Raw genomic sequence first — 13,956 nt, forward strand, 5'->3', positions numbered from 1 at the left:
GCCGGGCCGCTCTGGGGGTCCCCCTACGGGGGCGGGGCGACGAGCAGGCAGAACGGGTGACCGGCCGGGTCGGCGAGCACGTACAGCGCCTCCTCGGCGTCGGTGCGGTCGAGCAGCACCTGCGCGCCGAGCTGCTCGGCCCGGCGCCGGTGGCGCTCCAGCTCGGCGCGGTCGGCCACCTGGTAGTCCACGTGCAGCTGCATCGGTACGTCGTGCGCCGGCCACGTCGACCGCGCGAGCCGGGGAACCCGCTGGAAGGCCAGCCGGCGCCGGCCCTCGTCGTCGACCAGGACCAGCCAGTCGGCGTCGTCCCCGGGAGCGCCGGGGCCGGCCGGCCACTCGTCGCCCGGCCGGTACTGCAGGCCGAGGAGCACCCGGTAGAACTCCGCGAGCCCGCGGGGGTCGGTGGCGTCGAGCGCAGTGTGCATGAGGAGGGGGTAGGGGCCGTCGGTCTCGGTCACCGAGCCCACGATGCCGCACCGGGCGCGGCCGGGGGAGGAGCGGAAAACCTCGTGGCGCGGCCGCGGCGGCACGCATAGCGTCGCCGGGTGACCGTGCACCTGGACGCGCTCTGCATCAACGCCCTCGACCCCGACCGCCTGGCCCGCTTCTGGGCCGGGGTGCTGGGCCGGGAGGTCACCCCCGACCCGCAGGACGGCGTCACGCTCCGGTCCGACGAGGACCCCGGGTTCCGGATCCGGTTCCTGCCGACCAACGAGCCGAAGACCGGCCCCAACCAGGCCCACCTCGAGCTGGCGAGCGCGACGCTGGAGGAGCAGGCCGCGACCGTGGCCCGGGCGCTCGAGCTGGGCGGCCGCCACATCGACGTCGGCCAGCTGCCCGAGGAGGAGCACGTCGTGCTCGCCGACCCCGAGGGCAACGAGTTCTGCGTCATCGAGCCGGGCAACGGCTTCCTCGCCGGCTGTGGGTTCATCGGCGCCCTGTCGTGCGACGGCTCGCCTGCGGTAGGTCACTTCTGGAGCGAGGCCCTGGGCTGGCCGCTGGTCTGGGACCAGGACGAGGAGACCGCGGTCCAGTCGCCCCGGGGCGGCACGAAGATCGCCTGGGGTGGCCCGCCGTACGAGCCCAGGCACGGCTCGACCTACCGCCTGCACCTCGACGTCGCGCCGCCCGCCGGGGGCGACCAGCAGGCCGAGGTGGACCGGTTGGTCGCGCTGGGCGCCACCCGCGTCGACATCGGCCAGGGAGACGTGGACTGGGTGGTGCTGGCCGACCCCGACGGCCACGAGCTGTGCGTGCTGCCGCCGCGGTGACGGAGGTGTCCCGGCAGGCTTGACCCTGACGCAGCGTCAGGGTTGCACGCTCCCTCCCATGACCACTGAGATGACCACCCGCGCGATCGAGGTGCGGGGCCTGGAGAAGTCGTTCGGAGACCTGCACGTGCTGCGGGGCGTCGACCTCGACGTCGCCCGGGGCAGCATCGTCGCGCTGCTCGGGTCCAACGGAGCCGGCAAGACCACGCTGGTGCGGATCCTGGCGACGCTGCTCAGCGCCGACGCCGGCACAGCCCACGTGCACGGTCTCGACGTCGCTACGCAGGCTGCGCAGGTGCGCGAGTCCTTCACCCTGACCGGGCAGTTCGCGGCCGTCGACGGGATCCTGACCGGACGCGAGAACCTGGTGCTGATCGCGCAGCTGCGGCACCTCGCCGACCCCGCCGCGGTCGCCGACGACCTGCTCGCCCGGTTCGCGCTGACCGAGGCCGGGGACCGGCGGGCGGCGACGTACTCCGGCGGCATGCGGCGCCGCCTCGACATCGCGATGAGCCTGGTCGGCGACCCGCCGATCATCCTGCTCGACGAGCCGACGACAGGGCTCGACCCGGAGGCGCGCCTGGAGGTGTGGCAGACGGTCCGGGAGCTCGCGGCCGGCGGCACGACGGTGCTGCTCACCACGCAGTACCTCGAGGAGGCCGAGCACCTCGCCGACCGGATCGCGATCCTGCACCAGGGCCGGATCATCGTCGACGGCACGCTGGCCGAGCTGCGGGCGCTGCTCCCGCCCACCGTCGTGGAGTACGTCGAGAAGCAACCCAGCCTCGAGGAGGTCTTCCTCGCGGTGGTCGGGCACGGCCACGTCGGCGAGACGGGGGAGACCGGGGAGGAGGTCCGGTGAACCAGCACTTCCTCGGCGACACCGTCGCCCTGACCAAGCGGTCGCTGCGGCACGTCACGCGCAGCCCGGACACGATCGTCACCACCGCGGTGATGCCGATCGCCTTCCTGCTGCTGTTCGTCTACGTGTTCGGCGGCGCGATCGAGGCCGACACCGGGACCGACTCCTACGTGACCTACCTGCTGCCGGGGATCTTGTTGATGACGGTGGCCACGGGCATCTCCTACACCGCCTTCCGGCTGTTCCTGGACCTCAAGGAGGGGATGTTCGAGCGCTTCCAGTCGATGCCGGTCGCGCGGTCCTCGGCGCTGTGGGCGCACGTGCTGACGTCGCTGGTCGCCAACCTGGTCGCACTGCTCGTCGTCGTTGCGGTCGCCCTGCTCATCGGGTTCCGCTCGGGAGCAGGTGTCCTGGCGTGGCTCGCGGTCGCTGGCATCCTGGTCCTGTTCACCCTGGCGCTGACGTGGCTCGCGGTCATCGTGGGTCTCGCCGCGAGCACCCCGGACGGCGCGAGCGCCTTCTCCTACCCGCTGGTGTTCCTGCCGTTCCTGAGCTCGGCGTTCGTGCCCACCGAGACGATGCCCGCACCGGTGCGCGCCTTCGCGGAGCACCAGCCGGTCACGTCGATCGTCGACACGATCCGGGCCCTGTTCGCGGAGCAGCCGGTCGGCAACGACGTCTGGGTCGCCCTCGCGTGGTGCGTCGGGCTCCTGGCCGTCGCCCACGCGGCCGCGATGGCGAGCTATCGGCGCAGGACCGCCTGAGGCAGGGTGGCACCGTGCTGACGATCGGACAGCTGGCCGCCTACACCGGCACCACGGTGCGGGCGGTGCGGTTCTACCACCACAAGGGGCTGCTGCCCGAGCCGGAGCGCGACCACTCCGGCTACCGCCGCTACTCCGCGGCGTCGGTCGTGGAGCTGATCCGGATCCGCACGCTGGCCGAGGCCGGCGTACCGCTCCAGCGAGTGCGTGAGCTGCTCGCCGCGGGTCCCGAGGAGTTCGCGGTCGCGGTCGAGGACATCGACCGTCGACTGCGGGAGGAGATCCGGGACAAGGCGCAGCAGCGGAGGCGGATCGCCCGGCTCGCCGGCGGCGAGAGCCTGGCCCTGCCCCCGGAGGCGGTCGCCTACCTCGACGACCTCCGCGCGCACGGCTTCCCCGACCGGATGATCGACCTGGAGCGCGACGCCTGGATCCTGATCGCCGCCCAGCTGCCGGAGCAGATGACGACGCTGATGGCGTCCAAGCGGGCGCAGCTCGACAGCCCGGTGGTCATCGACATCTACACCAGCCTCCTGGAGGCGGCCGACTGGCAACCCGACGACCCACGCCTCCCGGCGCTCGCCGACCGGCTCGCGGCGTCGATCGAGGCCTCCTGGAAGTCCTGGGAGGAGTGGGAGGGCGACGAGGACACCTTCGTCCTCGACGACGGTCTGGTCGACCTGCTCGACTCGGTGTTCCTCGACTCGTTGCCGATCGCCCGCCGGCTGCTCGTGCTGCTGGAGGAGCGTGGCTGGAGGGGGTGGACGCGGCTCGAGCGGGTGGAGCCCTCGGCCGCTCTGGCGTCGGCCCGTGGCGGGGCGGTCGGCACGGGTCCGGCCCGAACCTCGTCCTGTCCCTGAGTCGGCGAGGGTCGGGCGCGGTGACCTCGACACCGGGTGCCTGGACCCACCTCACCCGCCGAGGCCGTACCTGGCCGACTCGGGCGGGCGCGCCCGTCGCAGCAGCCAGGCGTCGAAGAACCGGTCGAGGTCGCGGCCGCTGAGGCGTTCCGAGAGCCGTCGGAAGTCCGCGGTGGAGGCATCGCCCCCGCTGTGCAGCGCGGTCCAGCGGCGCAGGATCCGCCAGAAGACGTCCTCGCCGACCACGTTGCGCAGCGCCTGGACGGTCATCGCCCCCCGGTCGTAGACCTGCCTGGCGAAGATGTCGTCCGGCCCGGGGCGTCCGATGCTGAACCTCCAGTCCGCCCTCGTGTAGTCGCGGTAGGTCCGACGCAGCCACTCCTCGGCGGACCGGCCGCCGTGGGTCTCTCCGTGGCGGACCTCCATGAAGGTGGCGAGCCCCTCGTTGAGCCAGATGTCGCGCCAGCTCCGGACCGACACGGAGTCCCCGAACCACTGGTGGGCGAGCTCGTGGACGACGAGCTCGGAAGATCCGCTGCGCGAGTACGTCGGGCGGGTCTGGTTCTCGAGTGCCATGCCGGTCCGCAGGCCGCTGACCACCCCGCCGGTCGAACCGAACGGGTACCGACCCAGCTGGGTCTGCAGCCACGCCGTCGAGGCGGACGTCGTCCGCATCAGGTCCAGGGCGTAGGACCGCGCCCGGGGGCCGAGCTCGTGGGAGACGGCGGTGATCCACGGGATCCCGTCACGGCTGCCGCGACGGACGGTGAAGCGGCCGGCCGCGAAGAAGGCGAGGTAGGGGGCCATGGGCTCGCGGGCGCGCCACCGGTGGGTGACGAGGCCACCCCGGGACGACCTCCCGACCGGCCAGCCGTTGGCCAGCACCTGCTTGCCCCGGGGCACGGTGACGGAGATGGCCATCGCGGCCTTGTCCCGCGGGTGGTCGTTCGACGGGAACCACCACGCAGCCATGTGCGGCTGGCCCTGGGTGAGGACCTCCCGGTCGTTGGCGACCCACCCGCGCCTGCCGTCGTAGGTGTGCTCGCCCGGTCGCCCGGCGTAGGTCACCGCCACGTCGACGCGGCGTCCGGGACGCAGCACGTGGGGTGGATCGATCACCAGCTCGTGACCTTCGTGGTCGAAGGGCACGCGGCGTCCGCCGATCCGGACCCGGGTGACCGGGAGCAGGAAGTCGAGGTTGAAGGAGTCCAGGTCGCGGTCGGGGACGAGCGAGACCACCGTGGTCCCGCTCAGACGACGACGCCCGAACTGGTAGCGGACGTCGATGTCGTACTTCCTGACGTCGTAGCCACCGTTCCCGTCCTGTGGCCAGTACGGGTCCCCGATCCCGGGGGCGCCTCGCTCGCCGGGTCCCCCGTCCGGGGCGACGCCGGCCGCGACGCCGATCGCGGCCGCTGGGGTCGGTTGAGGGGTGGGGACGAGCAGCGCGGCCAGGAGCGCTGCCCCCAGGAGGAGCGTTCGTGCCGTGACGGAACGGTGGGTCTGCTCTCGGGTGCGCACGGCTCTCAGACGTTCGGGCCGGGCCGTCCATTTAGCCGGCGTCCGACCGGACGCCGGAGGGGCCGGTCGGCTGCGACCGGCCCCTCCTGCGAGCGGGGTGCGGCTCAGCGCGACGCGACGACCCGGAAGGTCAGGCGGTCGGTGAACGTGCGGCCGTGGAGGTCGGTCGCCCACACCTTGAGCGTGTGCCGGCCGGGGGAGAGACGCGCCGGCAGGTCGTAGCGCCACAGGTGCATGCTCCGGTCGGCGACGCTGCCGCCGTGCACGAGCTGCTCGGCGACGGCGTAGGGGTCGGCGTACTCCGGACCGATCAGCTGGTCCTCGCCCCGGGCCGGCTGCGTGCGCCGCGCGGTGGCCGGGCGGCCCCCGTCGAGCGAGGCCCGCACCGTCGAGCCGGTGGAGCCCATCCAGAAGTTGGTCGTGAGCCAGGTGCCGCGGGCCAGGTCGTCGGTGGTCACGACCGACTGGTCGGCGAGCTCCGGTGCCGCACCGGACGGCGTCTGGTTCCACCGCTGCCGGGCCACCATCCACTCGCGGAACGTGGGTGTGTTGAGCGCCAGCTGGGTCTGGACGCGGTCGCTCTCGCCGGTCACGGTGAACCGCTCCCGGAACGAGCTGCCCCACAGGTCGAGCGTGGTCACGCCCGGTCGCCCTCCGTCGCGGCCCAGCGCGGTGGGGTAGCCCTCCTCGGTGAGCCGCCCGGAGTACCAGTCGCCGGCGATGGCGCCCGCCACCAGGTGCGGGAAGGGGAGTCCGTCGATGCCGAAGATGTCCTTCCAGCCCTGGAACAGGTCGCCGGTCCGCATGTTCTCGATCGAGTGGGTGTGTCCGGCGATCGCCACGGCCGGACGGCCCTCGAGGAGCTCGTGGACCTCGCGCACCTGGTCGACCTGGTGGATCCGGCTGCCCTCGTCGGCGTAGGTCAGCAGCGGGATGTGGCTGGCGACGACGACCAGCTTGTTCCTCGGCGTGGCGGCGAGGTCGGCGGCCAGCCACTCGAGCTGGGCCTCCGAGAGCCGGCCGTTGTAGCGCGGGTTCGTCGTCGGGTTGGCGCACTCCGGGTGCTGGCCGTCGGCGTTGTCGACGTCGGGCGTGCAGGGGTAGCGCACGGTGTTGAGGGCCACGACGTGGGCCCGGCCGACGTCGTAGGAGTAGTACTCCGGCGCCAGCTGGGCCTTGTAGGTGTCGAACGAGTGCTCCGCGGTCCGGGCGTCGAAGTCCAGGTCGTGGTTGCCCGGCAGGAAGCGGACCGGGCCGTTGAGCTCGCTGACCAGGTCGCGCGTGTGGGAGTAGAGGGACAGGTCGTCCCCGACGATGTCGCCGATGAACAGCGCCCCGCAGCTCGCGTAGTCGCGACGCTCCGAGAGGTCCTCGATCCCGCCGTTGCGGGCGTAGCCCACCTCGTCGAGGTCGTAGGTCTGCAGGTCACCGGCGATCACGCAGGACTGCTTCGGCGACGCGGTCCCGATCGACCGGACGACGCCGAAGTTGATCTCCTCGGGGAGGGGACCGGTCGGCTCCAGGCCGCCGTACCGCAGCGCGGGGGAGCCCTCGGGCAGGTGGTGGTAGTGGAACTGCGCGACGTTGTCGTCGTCGACCGGGACCTGGTAGCCGGCCGGCTGGGTGACGAAGACGGTCATGTTGTCGTGGGCGGGCAGCTCGTAGCGGCCGGCACGGTCGGTGCGGGTGACCTCGCGGCCGTTGGAGACCACGACGCCGGCGAGGCCGCGCTCGCGGCGGTCGCTGGTCGAGTCGCGGTCGGAGTCGACGTACACGACGCCGCGCACGGTGTCGGACGGCTCGTCGTCGGTGGCCGGGACGACCTCGACCTGACCGCGGTAGGCGGAACGGTCCCAGCCGGAGTGGCCGGGGCGCGACGAGTCAGCGGATCCCGCGGCCTCAGCGGGCGGCTGGCCGGTGGCTGGGGCGAGGACGGAGCCGGTAGCAGCGAAGGTCATTCCCGAGAGCAGCACGAGGGCTGCAGCGCCGGTGGGCGCAATGCGAAGCATGCTTCCTCCTGTCGACGTGCGCCGCCGCGGTGGCGGCTCCACGATCCTCGGGAGCGCGGGTGACCTGCCGACGACGACGCAGTGACGCGCCGTCGTCCGGATGCCGACGCTCCGCCCGGCAGCGGCGTCCGTGGTGCTGGGGCGTGGACGCCATCGGGTGGCAGACTCCGGACGTGGACCTGTCCGCGTTCGACGACCTGGCGCAGTCCCTCGACGGCGTCCGGCGCGTGTCGAGTCCCGGCGCCGCGCGCTGGCAGCGGGGGAGCAGGCTGGTCGCGCGCGAGCTCGACGAGACGCACGTGGTGGTGCGGGTCCCCTTCGACGTGCGCGACCTCCTGCTCCGGACTCACCCCCAGGTCTTCTCGGTGCCCACCCGCTTCGCCAAGCACATGATGGTGGTCGCCGACCTGGCGGCGGGCGACGACGACGCGGTCGAGGACGCCGTGGTCTCGGCGTGGCGCCACCAGGTCGAGGGCGGCTGAGTCGGTCAGCGTCCCGGCGCCGGGGGAGCGGCGGTGATCTCCAGGTGCGCCAGGTGGGCGGGGTCACTGACCACCTCGACGCCGACGATCCCGTGCTCGCCGAGGCGGACGAAGTACGCCGCGCGCGGCTGTCCGCCGGGCGCGTAGACAGCGCCTGGCCAGCCGTCGATGAGCACCGGGCGCGCGGCTGCCGCGCGACCGGCGAAGACGCGGGCGACCGCGTCGGCGCCGCGCACCGACGGCTGCAGCAGCGGTGCTCCGGCATCCGCGTGGGCCGAGGTGGCCGCGACGACCGCGGCGTCCGCGCGGAGCTCGACCTCGGGGTCGAGCAGCTGCAGCAGGTCGCCGAACTCGCCGTCGCGCGACGCCTTGAGGAAGGCGGCGACGGCCTCGGCGCGCCGCGCGCGCTCTGCCGGGAGGTCGACGCCCCGCACGCGGCGCCGAGCCCGGGAGGCCAGCTGACGGGCGGCCGCTGGGCTCCGCTCGACGACCGGGGCGATGTCGTCGAAGGAGAGCCCGAAGATGTCGTGCAGCACGAACGACAGGCGTTCGAGCGGCGTCAGCTGCTCGAGGACGACGAGCAGCGCCGTCCCCATCTCCTCGGCGTGGACCGCGGCGGACTCCGGCCCGTCGACGTCCGCCTCCGTCTCGGTCTCGGGCACCAGGTCGCGGGGCTCCTCCCGGCGGGCACCGCGGCTGCGCAGGATGTCGATGCTGGCCCGCGAGACCACGGTGGTCAGCCAGGCCTCGACGTTGTCGATCGCGTCGACATCCGTGCGGCTCAGGCGGATCCAGGTCTCCTGGACCGCGTCGTCGGCATCCCAGTGGGAGCCCAGCACCCGGTAGGCGATGGCGCGCAGGCGCTGTCGTTGCGCGTCGAACGCGCTCACGAGGGCGGCATCGGCGAGGGCGGCGTCGGTCATGGGCCCATCCTCGCCGACCGGGTCGGCCGGGTCTCGTCACATTTCGCACGGGCGGTCCGACGTGATGGGTGAGGCAGGATCCCGCGCACCCCGCGACGGCTGCCTCGCTCCCCAGCACCCCACGACGGAAGGCACCTCATGAGCACCGACTCCACCACCACCTCGCCCGCCGCCCTCCTCGGCCTGCGCGACGCCGTCCGAGGAACGGTGTCACTGCCGGGCGACGCCGACTTCGACGACGTCAGGCTGCCCTGGAACCGCGCCGTCGAGCAGCCGGTGGACGCCGTCGTCACAGCGGCCGACGCCGACGACGTCGCGTCCCTGGTCCGGTACGCCGCCGCCCACGGGCTCGTGATCGCCACCCAGCCCAACGGACACGGTGCGTCGGGCCGCACGGCCGGCGCGATCCTGCTCCGCACGGGCCTGCTCGACGACATCCAGGTGGACGCCGGCGCACGCCGCGCCAGGATCGGGGCCGGCGTCCGGTCGGGGCAGCTGCAGCACGCCGCCGCCGAGCACGGCCTCACCGGCCTGCCGGGCAGCTCGCCGGTGGTGAGCGTCGCCGGGGTCGCCCTCGGCGGCGGACTCAGCTGGTTCGGACGCGCCCACGGGTGGGTCGCCGACAGCGTCCGTGCGTTCGACGTGGTCGACGCCGGGGGAGAGCAGCGCACGGTCACCGCCACGAGCGACCCGGACCTCTTCTGGGCGCTCCGCGGGGGCGGCGGTGACTACGCCGTCGTGACCGGTCTCGAGCTGGACCTCCACGACGCACCCGAGGTGTACGGCGGGCGGCTCCTGTGGTCCGGTGAGCACACCGCGGCCGTGGTCGAGGCGTTCACCACCCTCACCCGGTCGGCGCCCGAGGAGCTGACGCTGTGGCTGGAGCTGCTGCACTTCCCCGGGGGAGACCCGTTGGTCGCGGTCGACCTCACCTTCCTCGGGTCGCCGCAGGACGCGACGACCCACCTGGCCGCCCTGGGCGCCCTGCCCGCGCCGCTCTCGGACAGCCGCCGGCCGATGTCCGTGGCCGAGCTGGGGACCATCACGGCCGAACCGACCGACCCGGCAGCGGGTGTGACCCGCGGAGAGATCCTCACCCGTCTCGACGCCGCTGCCGTCGAGGCGCTCCTCGCCGAGCCCATCGCGCCGATGATGAGCGTCCAGGTCCGGCACCTGGGCGGTGCCCTGGCGCAGCCGTCCGACACTCCGCACGGCCCGCTGGAGGAACCGTTCGCCGTGTACATGTTCGGCGCACCCCTCCCGCAGGCACCGGCCGACGCCATCGCGGCCCGCCAGCGCCGCCTGGCCGACGTACTGCCGACGAGCGGGCGCAAGCCGGTCACGTTCCTCAACCGGGACGAGCAGCTGTCCGACGCCTTGCCGCCGGCGGCGATCGAGCGGCTGCGACGGATCAAGGCCGAGCGCGACCCGGACCGGCGCCTCCGCAGCAACTTCCAGGCGTGAGGGGTACCGCGGACGCATCCGGTTGACCTCAACGAGACTTGAGGTTCTACCGTCGGGTCGTGACCGTGACCTCCACCGACCGTGGCGAGCGCATCCTGGCTCCGCCCTACGCGGCCACCACCGTCGGGATGTTCGGCCTGATCGCCTTCGTGGCGTTCGAGGCGATGGCGGTCGCGACGGTGATGCCGACGGTCGCGCGCGACCTCGACGGGCTGGGCCTGTACGCCCTGGCGTTCGCTGCGCCGCTGGCCAGCGGGGTGGTGGGCATGGTGGCGGCGGGGATGTGGAGCGACCGGACCGGGCCGGTGGTGCCGCTGCTCGCCTCGATGGCCCTGTTCGCCCTGGGGCTGGTGGTCGCCGGCACCGCGCCCTCGATGGAGGTGCTGCTCGCTGGTCGTGTCCTGCAGGGGCTCGGCGGCGGTGCCCTGACGGTCGGCCTCTACGTCGTGGTCGGGCTCGTCTACCCGGCTGCGCTGCGGCCGGCGATCTTCGCGTCGTTCGCCGCTGCGTGGGTCCTGCCGTCGCTGTTCGGGCCGGCCCTCGCGGCGCTCGTCGCCGACCTGTGGAGCTGGCGCTGGGTCTTCCTCGGCACGGTCGGTTTCGTCGTACTCGCGCTGGTGCTGCTGGCGCCGGCGTTGCGTGGTCTCGAGCCCCGTGCCGAGGCGGGGGAGAGCGGGACCTCCATGCGGTTGTGGTGGGCGGTCGTGGGAGCCGTCGCGGTCCTGGTGCTCGAGCTGGCCGGGTCGACGCGCGGCGCCACGGCCCTGGGCGGCGTCGTCGCGCTCGGGGTGGCGTGGGTGTCCCTCGGTCGGCTCCTGCCTCGCGGCAGCCGCCTCGCCGCCCGCGGGCTGCCGGCCGTCGTGGCGACCCGAGGACTGCTGTCCGCGATGTTCTTCTGCGCCGAGGCCTACATCGTCTACGTGCTCCAGGAGCGCTGGGACCTCTCGGCCGGTCGCGCCGGTATCGCCCTGACCTGCGTCGGCGTGATGTGGGCGGCGGCCAGCCAGGCCCAGGCGCGGCTCGGTGCGCGCCTGTCGCACACCCGCGTCATGGTCACGGGCACGACGATGGTGCTCGTCGGCCTCGCGGCTCTCGCCGCGTCGGTGCTGGCGTCGGACTCCGGGGCTCGCCCCTCGGCGGTCGTCCCGGTGGCGGCGTACGTCGTCGCGGGGGCCGGCATGGGCTTCGCCTACCCGCGGACCGGCGTCGCGATGCTGGAGGTCTCCACCGACCGGGACCGCGGCTTCAACTCCTCGGCCCTCACCATCGCGGACTCGCTGGGTGCCGCGCTGGCCCTGGCCGTCGCCGGCGCCGCCTTCGCCGCAGCGGAACGTGGCGATCGCGACCCGTTCCTCGTCGTCTTCTCCCTCGCGGCCATCGGTGCCGTCCTCGGCGTCGTCGCCGCGTCGCGGACCGCCGGGGGAGCCGCTCGTGGCGACGTCGTGGCCTGAGGGCGCTCCCGTGCTGGAGGGGGGCGTCAACGTGGGCCGTGGCTGAGGTGAGTGGCCCGCCGCCGGACGATCGGGCAACATCCGTACATGGCGGACGACAGACGACGGCAGCGGATGAGTTCCGACCGCATCTGGGTGCAGACCGACGGTTGGCCGCTGGCGGCTCTCCTCGTCGGGGTAGTCGGTGCAGGGGTCGTGGCGCTCGCGCGCTTGCAGTTCTAGTGGTCGGTGGTGGTGCCGGCTGAGTCCTCAGCGCGGCATGGTCGGGCGGGGCCCGCAGCGCGGCACTGTCGGGCGGTCGGCCGTAGCAAACGATCGAGTCGGCTGAGGCGTCAGAATGCACTGGTGCAGACGATCGACGACACCATCGACGAACTCATTGCGGGCATACAGAACGCGGGGCTGGAGCCACCGGCTCCGCCAGCCGGGCGTGCTGAGCTTGACGCCCTCATCGCGAGCATCGCGCCACTGCGTCTCCCGTATTCGGTCCGACGCTGGTGGGAGCGAGTAGACCCAAGCACGGTCCGCGTTCGTCCTCACCCTCGGTTCCGAAGCTGCGAGCTCGCGCATGAGTTCTGGCTCAGCAGGCAGCAGGATGTCCCGCCCTCAGCACCGCGGGTGTTCCTCGATGTTGGTTATGAGTCGCACTGGACCATGTCGGTCGAACTCGACGACGAGGACGAGCTCGGCGGGGCACTGTTCGACTGGTCCGTTTCCGATCCAGGTCCGTATTCACGAGCTTTCAATGACCTCCAGGACTGGCTGCTGTTCCAGTGCGAGCTATTGGCCGCTGGGGCCTATGACCGACTCGAGTACGACAGTTCATGGGCCTCCTTCCGAGAGGAGGACGGAGTCGGGATGAGGCGCAGACCGCCTGTCCCGCCCCACCCGGTTTACGGTGACGTTTTGACCATCAGCGCGGATTTCTCGGAGTGGCCCGAGCACTGGCGACGTGCGTCGCTCAAGGCTTAGGGTCACCGACGCGATCCCAGGCCGTCAACCGACCCCACCACCAACTGTGATGGCAACACCTGCGCTCTGCACCGAGCCCTCAGCGCGGCATGGTCGGGCGGAGCCCGCAGCGCGGCAAGTGAGTGCGCTCGTTCTGAGACGATCGCAGTATGAAGAATCGGACGAGCCGATTGGCTAAGCGCAAGCCAGAGTGGGCGATCGTCGTTCGACGGCCAGACGGCTCCGGCCTTTACTACTGCGAGTCAGGCGGACGCCAGGGTCAGACAGAGTGGGGCCTAGCTTCCCAGGCGCGTCGATACGACTCGGAGGCAGCCGCCGCTTCCGTCGCCGCCGCGTTCGAGACCAACAGCGTGGCGCTGGAGTACCTGATCGTCCGCTTGCCGCAGTGAAACCGGACGCCCTGTCATCGGCATGTCCGGGCGGTCCCGAGCGCAGCGCAGGGAAGGCCCCTGTGGGCGGTAGACCGTTCCTAGTTGACATAATGTCACTTATCGGCGAACCAGCAACGGAATCAGAATCACTCTCAGGACCCGACGGCCGACGTGCTCGCAGCCCGACCGTCCTCGGTGCCTACTCGTCGCGGTAGACCGTGACGCACGAGTCGTCGTCTGGCGAGCATTGAGTGAAGGGCCCGAACAGCGCCTCACCTGCGGACCACGCAGCGCATCCCTCGCCCCCACTGATCAGCCACCCGGCGGCCCGCTTGCCCACGTGGAACACGCCCGTCTCGGTGCCGAGCCGGACGTGCACGTCGGCTGACCGTCCCGACGCGCCGATCACAAGCCGCTCGATCTCGACGCCGTCGGCAGCCACCGCAAGGACGGCCGCCCTGGGCGACCCGAGGCCGGGTCCGTCCACGTAGTCCAGGCTCCGGTCGTAGATCGGGGCAGCAGGACAGGTCGTCCAGTACGAGTCAGGGTCGAACGCTGGTGGTGCAGCAGCCCTGTCGTCATGACTGCTGCACCCGGCGGAGGTCAGGATGAGCGCGGCAACCGCCAGGCCTGGGCGGCGAAAGAGGTTCGGCGTCATCGCGACCCTTCTAGCGGCTGTCTCGGGTGCGAGATCGTAGCCGCAAGCGCGACCCGCCAGCCCAGCCTTCGCAGCCTAGATAGTGAAGAGCCGGAGGCAGAACCACCCTGACCGGTACGCCGTCACAAGTACAGGAAGTTCTCGTCCTGACGAATGTACGGTTCGGTGCTACTCAGGCGGAGCTCGACGATCACATCATCGACGAGGACGACGTCGACGACCTCCTCGTCGACACATCCGCAGTTGCGACAATCCTCGAAAACACCCAAGGCGCGAACTCGATGAGCGGGCTTAGTTGATCTGGTTGAGGAAGTTGTACACCGTCGTGGCCCGGCTGCGTCCCGC

The 13,956-nt window shown here is 72.2% G+C and carries 13 protein-coding genes; 8 read left to right on the top strand and 5 right to left on the bottom strand.

What is annotated here, in order from left to right; all coding sequences use genetic code 11:
• Nucleotides 1–23 precede the first annotated feature (23 nt).
• Nucleotides 24–461 (bottom strand): VOC family protein, encoded by a 438-nt coding sequence (locus AC4MBH_RS13380; RefSeq protein ID WP_491795382.1) that lies wholly within the window; start codon nucleotides 459–461, stop codon nucleotides 24–26.
• Between the two features lie 87 nt (nucleotides 462–548).
• On the opposite strand from AC4MBH_RS13380, the gene AC4MBH_RS13385 reads away from it, so the two are divergent.
• Genes AC4MBH_RS13385 through AC4MBH_RS13400 form a run of 4 tightly spaced genes read left to right on the top strand, consistent with a single transcriptional unit; the run spans nucleotide 549 to nucleotide 3,760 of the window.
• Complete coding sequence (locus tag AC4MBH_RS13385) at nucleotides 549–1,274, top strand: VOC family protein (RefSeq protein WP_491795383.1); 726 nt, start codon at nucleotides 549–551, stop codon at nucleotides 1,272–1,274.
• Between the two features lie 58 nt (nucleotides 1,275–1,332).
• On the top strand, nucleotides 1,333–2,136 hold the full coding sequence (locus tag AC4MBH_RS13390) for an ABC transporter ATP-binding protein (protein ID WP_491795384.1): 804 nt from the start codon (nucleotides 1,333–1,335) through the stop codon (nucleotides 2,134–2,136).
• Nucleotides 2,133–2,900, top strand: coding sequence for an ABC transporter permease (locus tag AC4MBH_RS13395; protein ID WP_491795385.1), 768 nt, complete (start codon nucleotides 2,133–2,135; stop codon nucleotides 2,898–2,900). Before AC4MBH_RS13390 ends, AC4MBH_RS13395 begins: the two co-directional genes overlap by 4 nt.
• 14 nt (nucleotides 2,901–2,914) lie before the next feature.
• Nucleotides 2,915–3,760 (top strand): MerR family transcriptional regulator, encoded by an 846-nt coding sequence (locus AC4MBH_RS13400; RefSeq protein WP_491795386.1) that lies wholly within the window; start codon nucleotides 2,915–2,917, stop codon nucleotides 3,758–3,760.
• Nucleotides 3,761–3,811: 51 nt separating this feature from the next.
• On the opposite strand, the gene AC4MBH_RS13405 is transcribed toward AC4MBH_RS13400, so the two are convergent.
• Nucleotides 3,812–5,281, bottom strand: a complete 1,470-nt coding sequence (locus AC4MBH_RS13405; RefSeq protein ID WP_491795387.1) for a M1 family metallopeptidase — start codon at nucleotides 5,279–5,281, stop codon at nucleotides 3,812–3,814.
• Nucleotides 5,282–5,385: 104 nt separating this feature from the next.
• The gene (locus AC4MBH_RS13410; RefSeq protein WP_491795388.1) at nucleotides 5,386–7,290 is read right to left on the bottom strand and encodes a calcineurin-like phosphoesterase C-terminal domain-containing protein; all 1,905 of its coding nucleotides are present in this window, start codon (nucleotides 7,288–7,290) and stop codon (nucleotides 5,386–5,388) included.
• A gap of 173 nt (nucleotides 7,291–7,463) precedes the next feature.
• On the opposite strand from AC4MBH_RS13410, the gene AC4MBH_RS13415 reads away from it, so the two are divergent.
• Nucleotides 7,464–7,772: a hypothetical protein gene (locus AC4MBH_RS13415; RefSeq protein ID WP_491795389.1), complete on the top strand. Its 309-nt coding sequence runs from the start codon at nucleotides 7,464–7,466 to the stop codon at nucleotides 7,770–7,772.
• 5 nt (nucleotides 7,773–7,777) lie between these two features.
• On the opposite strand, the gene AC4MBH_RS13420 is transcribed toward AC4MBH_RS13415, so the two are convergent.
• Nucleotides 7,778–8,695 (bottom strand): sigma-70 family RNA polymerase sigma factor, encoded by a 918-nt coding sequence (locus AC4MBH_RS13420; RefSeq protein ID WP_491795390.1) that lies wholly within the window; start codon nucleotides 8,693–8,695, stop codon nucleotides 7,778–7,780.
• A gap of 138 nt (nucleotides 8,696–8,833) precedes the next feature.
• Here AC4MBH_RS13420 and AC4MBH_RS13425 point away from each other — a divergent pair, with 138 nt between their 5' ends.
• The 3 genes from AC4MBH_RS13425 to AC4MBH_RS13435 all read left to right on the top strand — a co-directional run bounded on the left by AC4MBH_RS13425 (nucleotide 8,834) and on the right by AC4MBH_RS13435 (nucleotide 12,582).
• On the top strand, nucleotides 8,834–10,159 hold the full coding sequence (locus tag AC4MBH_RS13425; protein WP_491795391.1) for an FAD-binding oxidoreductase: 1,326 nt from the start codon (nucleotides 8,834–8,836) through the stop codon (nucleotides 10,157–10,159).
• A gap of 59 nt (nucleotides 10,160–10,218) precedes the next feature.
• Nucleotides 10,219–11,610, top strand: coding sequence for an MFS transporter (locus AC4MBH_RS13430; RefSeq protein WP_491795392.1), 1,392 nt, complete (start codon nucleotides 10,219–10,221; stop codon nucleotides 11,608–11,610).
• Between the two features lie 345 nt (nucleotides 11,611–11,955).
• Nucleotides 11,956–12,582 carry a hypothetical protein gene (locus tag AC4MBH_RS13435; RefSeq protein WP_491795393.1) on the top strand — a complete coding sequence of 209 codons (627 nt, stop codon included), beginning with the start codon at nucleotides 11,956–11,958 and terminating at the stop codon, nucleotides 12,580–12,582.
• Between the two features lie 570 nt (nucleotides 12,583–13,152).
• Here AC4MBH_RS13435 and AC4MBH_RS13440 read toward each other — a convergent pair.
• A complete protein-coding gene (locus AC4MBH_RS13440; RefSeq protein ID WP_491795394.1) occupies nucleotides 13,153–13,611 on the bottom strand; it encodes a hypothetical protein in 459 nt (152 codons plus the stop codon).
• Between the last annotated feature and the right edge of the window lie 345 nt (nucleotides 13,612–13,956).

The organism is Nocardioides sp. WJ219, assembly GCF_058559815.1.

Excerpts from the sequence above, each read along its gene's own strand:
- AC4MBH_RS13440 (WP_491795394.1), bottom strand. The coding sequence starts at position 13,611 with ATGACGCCGAACCTCTTTCGCCGCCCAGGCCTGGCGGTTGCCGCGCTC.
- AC4MBH_RS13425 (WP_491795391.1), top strand. The coding sequence starts at position 8,834 with ATGAGCACCGACTCCACCACCACCTCGCCCGCCGCCCTCCTCGGCCTG.
- AC4MBH_RS13390 (WP_491795384.1), top strand. The coding sequence starts at position 1,333 with ATGACCACTGAGATGACCACCCGCGCGATCGAGGTGCGGGGCCTGGAG.
- AC4MBH_RS13410 (WP_491795388.1), bottom strand. The coding sequence starts at position 7,290 with ATGCTTCGCATTGCGCCCACCGGCGCTGCAGCCCTCGTGCTGCTCTCG.
- AC4MBH_RS13420 (WP_491795390.1), bottom strand. The coding sequence starts at position 8,695 with ATGACCGACGCCGCCCTCGCCGATGCCGCCCTCGTGAGCGCGTTCGAC.